Annotated in this window: 10 protein-coding genes; all 10 read right to left on the reverse strand. The window is 53.1% G+C overall.

What is annotated here, in order from left to right:
* Position 1 precedes the first annotated feature (1 nt).
* The 10 genes from rffA to ACLD4K_RS14475 all read right to left on the reverse strand — a co-directional run bounded on the left by rffA (position 2) and on the right by ACLD4K_RS14475 (position 10,049).
* Entirely contained in the window at positions 2-1,132 is a 1,131-nt protein-coding gene (gene rffA, locus ACLD4K_RS14430; protein ID WP_023219572.1) for a dTDP-4-amino-4,6-dideoxygalactose transaminase, read from the reverse strand.
* Between the two features lie 4 nt (positions 1,133-1,136).
* Entirely contained in the window at positions 1,137-1,814 is a 678-nt protein-coding gene (gene rffC / locus ACLD4K_RS14435; protein ID WP_001145154.1) for a dTDP-4-amino-4,6-dideoxy-D-galactose acyltransferase, read from the reverse strand.
* Positions 1,792-2,673: a glucose-1-phosphate thymidylyltransferase RfbA gene (gene rfbA, locus ACLD4K_RS14440; protein ID WP_411012048.1), complete on the reverse strand. Its 882-nt coding sequence runs from the start codon at positions 2,671-2,673 to the stop codon at positions 1,792-1,794. The genes rffC and rfbA overlap by 23 nt, the downstream gene beginning before the upstream one ends.
* A gap of 32 nt (positions 2,674-2,705) precedes the next feature.
* Entirely contained in the window at positions 2,706-3,773 is a 1,068-nt protein-coding gene (gene rffG / locus ACLD4K_RS14445; RefSeq protein ID WP_411012049.1) for a dTDP-glucose 4,6-dehydratase, read from the reverse strand.
* Positions 3,773-5,035 (reverse strand): UDP-N-acetyl-D-mannosamine dehydrogenase, encoded by a 1,263-nt coding sequence (gene wecC / locus ACLD4K_RS14450; RefSeq protein ID WP_411012050.1) that lies wholly within the window; start codon positions 5,033-5,035, stop codon positions 3,773-3,775. Before wecC ends, rffG begins: the two co-directional genes overlap by 1 nt.
* On the reverse strand, positions 5,032-6,162 hold the full coding sequence (wecB, locus tag ACLD4K_RS14455; protein WP_411012051.1) for a UDP-N-acetyl glucosamine 2-epimerase: 1,131 nt from the start codon (positions 6,160-6,162) through the stop codon (positions 5,032-5,034). Before wecB ends, wecC begins: the two co-directional genes overlap by 4 nt.
* A gap of 55 nt (positions 6,163-6,217) precedes the next feature.
* Complete coding sequence (gene wzzE / locus ACLD4K_RS14460; protein WP_000193413.1) at positions 6,218-7,264, reverse strand: ECA polysaccharide chain length modulation protein; 1,047 nt, start codon at positions 7,262-7,264, stop codon at positions 6,218-6,220.
* 11 nt (positions 7,265-7,275) lie between these two features.
* Positions 7,276-8,379: a UDP-N-acetylglucosamine--undecaprenyl-phosphate N-acetylglucosaminephosphotransferase gene (gene wecA / locus ACLD4K_RS14465; RefSeq protein WP_411012052.1), complete on the reverse strand. Its 1,104-nt coding sequence runs from the start codon at positions 8,377-8,379 to the stop codon at positions 7,276-7,278.
* A gap of 239 nt (positions 8,380-8,618) precedes the next feature.
* Positions 8,619-9,878, reverse strand: a complete 1,260-nt coding sequence (gene rho / locus ACLD4K_RS14470) for a transcription termination factor Rho (RefSeq protein ID WP_001054532.1) — start codon at positions 9,876-9,878, stop codon at positions 8,619-8,621.
* An 87-nt stretch (positions 9,879-9,965) separates the two neighbouring features.
* Positions 9,966-10,049, reverse strand: coding sequence for a rho operon leader peptide (locus tag ACLD4K_RS14475; RefSeq protein WP_134820045.1), 84 nt, complete (start codon positions 10,047-10,049; stop codon positions 9,966-9,968).
* Positions 10,050-10,340 lie beyond the last annotated feature (291 nt).

Consider the following 10,340-nt stretch of genomic DNA (forward strand, 5'->3'; position numbering starts at 1 on the left):
ATCAGGAGAAATAATTTAGCAAGGTAGTAATCACCGTTCGTTGATCGACGGGCGCAAGGTTATAAAACAGCGGCAGACGCAACAAACGTTCGCTCTCTTTTGTGGTGTAGACATCGTCCCCGATAAACTCGCCGAATTTATCGCCCGCCGGACAATCATGCAGCGGAATGTAATGGAATACCGCCATGATTTCCGCCTCTTTCAGGAAATTAATCAGCGCGCTGCGATCGGTGATATCCCGCAGTTTGATGTAAAACATGTGGGCATTATGCCCGCAGTTTTCCGGAATAGAAGGCAGCTCGATACGCCCGGCGCGCGCCAGCGGCGTTAACGCATCGTAGTAAGTCTGCCACAGCGACAGACGCTGTTGATTGATACGATCGGCGGCCTCCAGTTGCGCCCACAGGTAGGCAGCCTGCAGATCGGACATCAAATAACTGGAGCCGATATCCCGCCAGGTGTATTTGTCCACCTGACCACGGAAGAACTGGCTACGGTTGGTGCCTTTTTCGCGGATGATCTCCGCGCGTTCAATCAGCGTACGATCGTTGATCAGCGTCGCGCCGCCTTCGCCGCCAGCGGTGTAATTTTTGGTTTCATGGAAGCTAAAACAGCCGATGTGACCGATCGTTCCTAACGCGCGCCCTTTGTACGTGGACATCACGCCCTGGGCGGCATCCTCGACAACGAACAGATTATACTTATCCGCCAGCGCCATGATGACGTCCATTTCACAAGCGACGCCAGCGTAGTGTACCGGCACGATAGCGCGGGTTTTATCAGTAATCGCCGCCTCAATCAGCGTTTCGTCAATATTCATCGTATCCGGACGAATATCGACAAACACAATTTTCGCGCCGCGCAGGACAAAAGCGTTAGCGGTGGAGACAAACGTAAAGCTCGGCATGATCACTTCATCGCCGGGCTGAATATCCAACAACAGAGCCGCCATCTCCAGTGATGCGGTACAGGAAGGCGTCAGCAACACCTTCGCGCTGCCGAAATGTTGCTCCAGCCACTGCTGGCAACGACGCGTAAAGCCGCCGTCGCCGCACAGTTTGCCGCTGCTCATTGCAGACTGCATGTATTCGAGTTCGGTTCCCACCACCGGCGGCGCATTAAAAGGAATCATGTTGTCACCTGTATAACCAGTACGCAGTGCTTTCGATGTTGGCACCGCTTTGTATGTAACGTTTAAGCGCGGCGGTGTTGCCCAACTGGGTCGCCACCCGCAATGTTGCTTTGCCGCGACTCTGCGCCCAACAGATCGCCGCCTGCATAAGTTCCGCTCCCGCGCCGCGTCCGGCCAACAGACCGATGCGCGCGTCGGTATCATTCAATTCCCGCAGCGAGACGTAACCGCGGATAGCGCCTGTCTCCGTGCGAAGCACCAGGCATTGGTGATCAAACGTGCCGCGTACCGCATTCTCAATCCACTGGGCGTAAAAACGGGCGCTGGCGTCGGGCGCATACCACGGCGCGCGAAAACGACTCTGCGTAAACGCCTCTCCGGCCAACTGACGCAAAGCAGGAATGTCTTTAAGATGTGCAATTTCCGCGCCATGCTGGTCGCGATGCCCTTTTACCGGCAACGCAAAATCCACCTCGCCTTCAACCAAAGAGAATCCCAGCGATTGCAACGCCGACAGCCAGGCGATGTTTTCAGCCGGCACTTTTACCTGCACGCGTTGCCACGCCTGCAGCGCTTCTGGCGTTAATTCGGGCGCTGAGGCATCGATACGCACAATGCCGCTATTCACGCCAAAGAACGTATTTTCCCAGAGTAACGGTTCAATACTGGCGCGGACGGGCACGGAGCAACTCCAGTAAATATTGGCCATAGCCGGTTTTTTCAAGCTGACTGGCGGCGCGTTTCAAACCATCATCATCCAGCCAGCCGTTGCGCCAGGCAATCTCCTCCAGACAGGCAATTTTGAAGCCCTGGCGCTTTTCCACCGTCTGCACAAAAGTGCTCGCCTCAATCAGACTGTCGTGGGTGCCCGTATCCAGCCAGGCGAAGCCGCGGCCCAGCAGTTCAACGGTCAGCTTACCTTCCTCCAGATACATCTGGTTGATAGAAGTGATCTCCAGCTCGCCACGCCCGGACGGTTTCACGCGCTTCGCATACTCGACGACCTTGCTGTCATAGAAATAGAGGCCGGTGACCGCCCAGTTAGATTTAGGCTGTTTCGGCTTTTCTTCCAGCGAGAGCGCGTGAAAATCATCGTCAAACTCCACGACGCCAAAGCGTTCCGGGTCCATGACCTGATAGCCAAATACTGTGGCGCCTTCGGTACGCGCCGCGACCTGACGGAGTTTGGGGCTAAAGCCCTGACCAAAAAAGATATTGTCGCCCAATACCAGGCATGAGGGTTCACCGTTGAGGAACGTTTCGCCAATGATAAAGGCCTGCGCCAGCCCATCCGGGCTGGGCTGCTCGGCATAATGTAAATCGATACCGAATGCTGCGCCGTCGCCCAACAAACGCTGAAAGTCGCGTTTATCCTCCGGCGTGGTGATGATCAGGATCTCACGAATGCCCGCCAGCATTAGCACCGATAACGGATAGTAAATCATCGGTTTGTCGTAGACGGGCAGAAGCTGCTTTGATACGCCGCGCGTAATGGGATGCAACCGGGTACCGGAACCTCCCGCCAGAATGATGCCTTTCATTCGTTTCTCCTCCAGGAGTAAGAACCTGCCGTTTAGCGTTGCAGCCCTAAGCGTTCGCCCTGATAAGTGCCATCCTGCACGGGTTTCCACCAGGCCTCATTGGCGAGATACCACTGAACGGTTTTTCGCATCCCGCTTTCGAAGGTTTCCTGCGGCGTCCAGCCCAGCTCGCGGGCGATTTTCGACGCGTCGATGGCATAGCGTAAGTCATGGCCGGGTCGATCGTCGACGAAGGTAATCAGATCGTGATAATTCGCTACACCCTGCGGTTTTTGAGGGGCCAGTTCCTCCAACAGAGCGCAGATCGTCCTGACCACATCCAGATTTTTACGTTCGTTATGACCGCCGATATTATACGTTTCGCCCACCGCGCCGTTCGTCACCACGTGATACAACGCACGGGCATGATCCTCCACATACAGCCAGTCGCGAATTTGCTGACCGTTGCCATAGACCGGCAATGGTTTACCCGCCAGCGCGTTCAGAATCATCAGCGGGATCAGTTTTTCCGGGAAATGGTAGGGCCCGTAGTTATTAGAGCAGTTGGTGACAAGCGTAGGCAGACCGTAGGTACGTAACCAGGCGCGTACCAGATGGTCGCTGCTGGCTTTGGAGGCGGAATAAGGGCTGCTTGGCGCATATGGCGTGGTTTCGGTGAAGAAATCGTCTGCGGTATGCAGGTCGCCATACACTTCATCGGTAGAGATATGGTGGAAGCGGAACGCCGCTTTAGCGTCCGCGTCAAGCGCGGACCAGTAAGCGCGAGCGGCTTCCAGCAAGGTGTAAGTACCAACGATATTAGTTTCAATAAACGCCGCGGGGCCGTCGATAGAACGGTCTACATGGCTTTCCGCCGCCAGGTGCATCACGCTATCGGGCTGATACTGCTGGAAAACTCGCTCCAGTGATGCCCGATCGCAGATATCCACCTTCTCAAAGGCGAAACGGTCGCTTTGCGCCACCGATGCCAGAGACATCAGGTTGCCCGCATAGGTGAGTTTATCCACCACCACCACCGCGTCTGCCGTTTCATGGATGATATGCCGCACCACCGCAGATCCGATAAAGCCTGCGCCGCCGGTCACCAGAATCCGTTTCATCAGCGCCAGACTCCTTTGGTATCCACCACATAACGTTGAAGAACCGCATCGCCGGGAATCGCTTTAAATTCGTCGTGATCGACCAGCATCACCAGCACATCGGCGGCGGCCAGCGCCGCGTCCAGTTTCGCCAGCGTGCAAAGTCCGTCCAATTTTTTCGGCAACTGACGGATATTCGGTTCGACGACCAGGGTTTCGCCGCTGTGCCAGCGGGCGATACTTTGCGCGATCCCCATCGCCGGGCTTTCGCGCAGATCGTCGATATTCGGCTTAAAGGCCAGCCCAAAACAGGCGATTTTCACTTCGCTGGCGCGTTTATCGGTGGCCGCCAAGCAATCTGCGACCGCGGTTTTTACCTGATCGACCACCCAGTGCGGTTTGCCGTCGTTCACTTCACGCGCGGTGCGAATCAGTCTCGCCTGCTGCGGATTTTGCGCCACAATAAACCACGGATCGACCGCAATGCAGTGCCCGCCAACGCCTGGGCCCGGCTGCAAAATATTGACGCGCGGATGGCGGTTCGCCAGACGGATCAATTCCCAGACGTTAATCCCCTGATCGGCGCAAATCAGCGACAATTCATTCGCAAAGGCAATATTCACATCACGGAAGCTATTTTCCGTCAGCTTGCACATCTCTGCGGTGCGCGAGTTGGTGACAATGCATTCGCCCTCAAGGAAAATTTTGTACAGCGCGCTGGCGCGAGCCGAACATACTGGCGTCATACCGCCAATCACGCGGTCATTTTTAATGAGTTCCACCATCACCTGCCCCGGCAGCACACGCTCCGGACAATAGGCGATATTCACGTCGGCCTGCTCGCCCACCTGCTGGGGAAAGGTCAGATCCGGGCGCATCCCGGCCAGCCAGCCAGCCATTTGCTCCGTTGCGCCGACCGGCGATGTTGATTCCAGAATCACCAGTGCCCCTTTTTTTAATACCGGCGCAATGGATTTCGCCGCGGCTTCCACATAGGCCATATCAGGGTCGTGATCGCCTTTGAATGGCGTCGGCACGGCAATCAGGTACGCATCGGCTTCGACAGGTGTCGTCGTCGCACGCAGAAAGCCGCCTTCCACCGCCATCTTCACCACATTGCCCAACGCCGGCTCCACGATGTGAATTTCACCGCGATTTATGGTGTCTACTGCATGTTGGTTGATATCCACGCCGATAACCTGCTTCTGGCGGGAAGCAAAAGCGGCCGCAGTCGGTAATCCGATATACCCCAGCCCAATAACAGAAATGGTCGTAAAACTCATAACGATACCCGATAACTTTTTAACGCCTGTAAAATGCGCGCGCATGATTGCCCGTCACCATAAGGATTATGGGCGCGGCTCATGGTTTGATATTCATTTTCGTCGTGCAGCAGACGCATAACTTCCGCCACAATGCGCCGGGAGTCCGTGCCGATCAGTCTTACCGTACCAGCGGTAATGGCTTCCGGACGCTCTGTGGTTTCACGCATGACCAATACCGGCTTACCTAATGACGGCGCTTCTTCCTGAATACCGCCGGAATCGGTCAGAATGAGCCAGGCGTGATTCATCAGCCAGACAAAAGGTAAGTAGTCCTGCGGCTCAATCAGTACCACGTTTTCAACATGGCCGAGGATACGGTTGACAGGTTCGCTGACGTTGGGATTGAGATGCACCGGATAGACAATTTGCACATTCTGGTTCGCGGCGGCGATTTCCGCCAGCGCCTGGCAGATATGCTCAAAGCCCTGACCAAAGCTTTCACGCCGATGACCGGTCACCAAAATCATCTTCTTATTCACATTGAGGAAAGGATACTGCTCGGCCAGTTCAGCCTGTAATGTATCGCTCGCCAGAACGCGATCGCGTACCCAGATCAGCGCGTCAATAACGGTATTGCCAGTGACAAAAATGCGCTCATCCGGAATGTTCTCCCGCAACAGATTCTGCCGCGAGTTTTCCGTCGGCGCAAAGTGGTACATCGCCAGATGTCCGGTCAGCGTGCGGTTTGCCTCTTCCGGCCAGGGGGAATAGAGATCGCCGGTTCGCAACCCGGCTTCTACGTGCCCTACCGGAATTCGTTGATAGAAAGCCGCCAGGCTGGTAGCAATCGTAGTGGTGGTATCGCCATGAACCAGCACCACATCAGGTTTAAAATCTGCCAGGATCGGCTTTAATCCCTCCAGAATTCGGCAGGTAATTTCCGTCAACCCCTGTCCCGGCTGCATAATGTTGAGATCGAAATCAGGCACAATAGAAAAAAGAGTTAATACCTGATCAAGCATCTCCCGATGCTGCGCAGTAACGCATACTTTGGCCTCGAAATGAGGATCTTTTTCCAGCGCATGGACCAGAGGCGCCATCTTAATGGCCTCCGGTCGTGTACCAAATACAGTCAGTACTTTCACATCGATTCTCTTCGAATAGACAGTAGGGGCCCAGCCCCCTACTGCAGAGGTGTTGCTAAATCGTGCGGCGACGGGTTAAGGCAACGCCCGCACCGATTAGCGCCCCAACGATACCCCACATAATCATCAGGAAGGCTCGGCGTGGGCTATCACGTTTTACCGGTTCTTCCGGCGTACGCAAATAACGATAGGTCTGAAAACGAGGGTCCAGGGTCGGCCCCACATTAAGCGTATTCAACATTGCCCGATTTTGAAAGTAGTCCAAATCGAACGCAGGGCCAACCGCTTGCAGATTTTCAAGACGCGCCTGCAACATAGGGCGACCGAGTAAAAAAAGCTCTGAGTCCGGTAATTCATCTGCCGGGACATCCGTCGCGCTACGAGAAATATTATGTTGTTCCGCAATTTTGAGCGCCTGCTCAATACTGTTTACACGACGTGAATAGATCGCTTTCGCAACCTCCTCCTGCCGTTTGACCTGGGCTTTCATCTGCACGGTACGCGCAGCCCAGGCACCTTTTAATTCATCATTCAGATGGCTCGCCGCCCGCTGGCTGGCGAATGCGACATACTGACGCAGCAGATTATTGGCGTCCGGCGCAGTTTCAGCAATCAGCTTCACGTTGTCGTTGATGGCGCGTGTAAAATCGCCGGGCGTAAACTGTATGTTATTGATCAGTTCATCAAGCATCGCCGCATCAGCTTTGCTATTCCCGACCATTCGCTGCTTGTAATAGTCCGTCTGTAACCAGAAATCGCGGCGCGTATCCCAGGAGGCAAGTTGCATGATGAACTCTTTATACGCTTCATCCATCACCGAGGGCTTATCGGAAGAAGCGGGGTCGGTCTTAATATCCAGATTGCGCAGAAACTGCTGCTGGGAGTAATAACCGCCCAACATATTTACGGTTGGGCGATCGGTGATCGCCGTCGCACTCCACTCCTGACGAGCAAAAAAGGTATAGGCTAACGCGATAAGGGCAAATAGCAGGCCAATGCCGATAATCCAGAATTTGCCGGCCCATAAAGTACGAAACAACCCGCGAATATCCAGTTCATTTTCAGCGCTCACCGCGCGTGCCCCCGGTAATGGTTGTGTCATCGCATCCTCATTTACTTGGTTAAGTTTGGCCGGTTCTCACGGTGCCTGCGCAGGCGACGCTTCACACGCTTAATAAATCTCGCCACCTTCCAGGCCCGCTTAATGCAGTAGCCATAGAGGAAGAATGCTAGCAAAAAGAGCACCAACATAACCCATTCAGGAACAAAATGAGAATATTCTGCCGCTACGCCTACTCCCGCCAGAATGGCGGCGGCAAGCGTAATCAGTACAAACGCCTGACGAGAGGTAAATCCGGCGCGCATGATAAGATGGTGAATGTGCTGACGATCAGGTGAGAAGGGACTCATTCCTTTACGCAGACGGCGATACATAATCGCCACCATATCCATCAGAGGGATAGCGATAATCCATAGCGCGGTAACCGGACTGATAGGGTGAGTTTTCCCCTGCGTCGTTTCCAGTAAGATCCAGATAACGGTAAAACCAATCAGAGTACTACCGGCATCGCCCATAAAGACTTTATAACGCCGCCCCAAAATACCGAGATTAAGCATAATGTAAGGCAGAATCGCGGCGATCATTGCGAAGCACCATATTGCCAGGCTGGTTTGACCGTCAAACCATAAAATCAGCCCCATCGCCGCGAATGAGACGCTGGATAGCCCGCCCAACAGGCCGTCAATACCGTCCACCATATTGAAAGCGTTGATCGCCGCCCATACCGCAAACAGAGTAAGAAAATAACCGAAGGGACCGAGTACCATCTCCCAGGAGCCAAAGATATAGCCGAGGCTGCTAAGATAGAGCTTACCGAATACCATCATAATGATACCGATCGCGGCCTGTATGGTCGCACGGATCTTCACGCTGATATCAAAACGGTCGTCCAGCGCACCGATAAAAACCAGTACGCCCGCACAAGAAAGATAAAGCGACGCATGAGGAATATAGTGATCAACGATTCCGAATGTGAAGCAAATCCCTGCGTAAACCGAAATCCCTCCAACCAACGGTATCAGCCCCTGGTGGCGTTTACGAAAGTTGGGTTTATCCACTAAACCGATTTTTTTTGCGACCTTACGCGCAAAAAACAGGAACAGTGTCGTGAATAAAAAAATACTGATGAGATCAGTACTCACGGTCAGTAAATTCACAATGCGTGCTCTCAGATAAAATTAGTACCAGAAGTATAACCATGAAGACCTTTATTCAGAAGGGAAACCCTGCTCTGAATCAGGCAGAATTGTTTAAATATCAACCACACGATACCGATAACGAATGGATGGCGAAGCCCCGACCCGGTTTATCATCGTTTTGTAAATGTGTCGTTAAGATTACAGATATAAAACAAAAACGCCACGTAAAAACGTGGCGTTTTCAGGTAAAGACCAGGTTATGAGCGCTTCATCATCTCGAAAAAGTCGTCATTAGTTTTGGTCATCGCCAGTTTGTTAATGAGGAATTCCATCGCGTCAATCTCACCCATCGGATGGATGATTTTACGCAGTATCCACATTTTCTGTAGCTCTTCCTGAGTGGTGAGTAGCTCTTCTTTACGCGTACCGGAACGGTTGTAGTCAATAGCCGGAAAGACGCGTTTTTCAGCGATCTTACGCGAGAGGTGCAGCTCCATGTTACCGGTGCCTTTAAACTCTTCGTAGATAACTTCGTCCATCTTGGAACCGGTATCGATCAGCGCCGTCGCGATGATAGTCAGGCTACCGCCTTCTTCCACGTTACGCGCCGCGCCGAAGAAACGCTTCGGACGATGCAATGCGTTAGCGTCCACACCACCGGTCAGTACTTTACCGGAAGCCGGCACCACGGTGTTGTAGGCACGCGCCAGACGGGTGATGGAGTCGAGCAGGATGATAACGTCTTTCTTGTGTTCAACCAGACGTTTCGCCTTCTCGATAACCATTTCGGCAACCTGAACGTGGCGGGATGCCGGTTCGTCAAAGGTAGACGCAACCACTTCGCCTTTCACCAGACGCTGCATCTCGGTCACTTCTTCCGGACGTTCGTCAATCAGCAGCACCATCAGCACGCAGTCCGGGTGGTTATACGCGATACTCTGCGCGATGTTCTGCAGCAGCATGGTTTTACCCGCCTTCGGCGGCGCGACAATCAGACCGCGCTGGCCGCGACCGATCGGCGAAGCCAGATCCAAAACGCGCGCCGTTAAGTCTTCGGTAGAACCGTTACCACGCTCCATACGCAGACGAGAGTTTGCGTGCAGCGGGGTTAAGTTCTCAAAGAGGATTTTGTTACGGGCGTTTTCCGGTTTGTCGTAGTTAACTTCATTAACTTTCAACAGCGCAAAATAGCGTTCACCTTCTTTCGGCGGGCGAATCTTACCAGAAATGGTATCACCAGTGCGGAGGTTGAAACGGCGGATTTGGCTGGGGGAAACGTAGATATCATCAGGACCGGCGAGGTAGGAGCTGTCTGCAGAACGGAGGAAACCAAATCCATCCTGCAATATCTCCAGCACACCGTCGCCAAAGATATCTTCGCCACTCTTTGCGTGCTGCTTCAGGATGGCAAAAATAATGTCCTGCTTGCGCATACGGGCCAGGTTTTCCAGCCCCATACTTTCGCCGAGAGTGATCAGCTCAGAAACCGGCGTATTCTTTAATTCGGTAAGATTCATAATGGTGTGAGTTCTTAAACTTGGGGTAAATCTCGAACTTAATGTTGTGAATGGTATGGCAGGGTCATCCATGCCTGTTTACGGCTATCAACTCATGTCTGTTCGCTGTCTGGTCACAGGAAAGTACGCAGAACTGAAACGACAAGACGGAATGAGCGAAGAGCCAGGAATCTTTCCACTTCTCGTGCGAGAAAAAACGGGAAGTGACGGATAAAACCAGATTCAAACTTAATAAGGTATGTTTAATTCGAAGTCAACACTAACTTAGCACGACTCAGACCGGGCGTCCAGAGATCCTGACAATTTAAGAATAACGTAAGGACAACAGACGCCACGAAACGGCCTGATACCTTAATCATTCGTCAAATGACAGACGCCTGACCATACAGCGCCTTTGTCATTCGACGTATATACCCTTCATACTTCAAGTCGCTTATGTGTTGGCTACGCTCACTCACCCCA

The sequence above is a fragment of the Salmonella sp. 741265055_HSA genome (assembly GCF_046569525.1).
In the GTDB taxonomy this organism is placed as follows: Bacteria; Pseudomonadota; Gammaproteobacteria; order Enterobacterales; family Enterobacteriaceae; genus Salmonella; species Salmonella enterica.

Bases quoted from the DNA above. Each gene is read 5' to 3' on its own strand.
- rffA (WP_023219572.1), bottom strand. From the start codon at position 1,132: ATGATTCCTTTTAATGCGCCGCCGGTGGTGGGAACCGAACTCGAATAC.
- rfbA (WP_411012048.1), bottom strand. From the start codon at position 2,673: ATGAAAGGCATCATTCTGGCGGGAGGTTCCGGTACCCGGTTGCATCCC.
- rffG (WP_411012049.1), bottom strand. From the start codon at position 3,773: ATGAAACGGATTCTGGTGACCGGCGGCGCAGGCTTTATCGGATCTGCG.
- wecC (WP_411012050.1), bottom strand. From the start codon at position 5,035: ATGAGTTTTACGACCATTTCTGTTATTGGGCTGGGGTATATCGGATTA.
- wzzE (WP_000193413.1), bottom strand. From the start codon at position 7,264: ATGACACAACCATTACCGGGGGCACGCGCGGTGAGCGCTGAAAATGAA.
- rho (WP_001054532.1), bottom strand. From the start codon at position 9,878: ATGAATCTTACCGAATTAAAGAATACGCCGGTTTCTGAGCTGATCACT.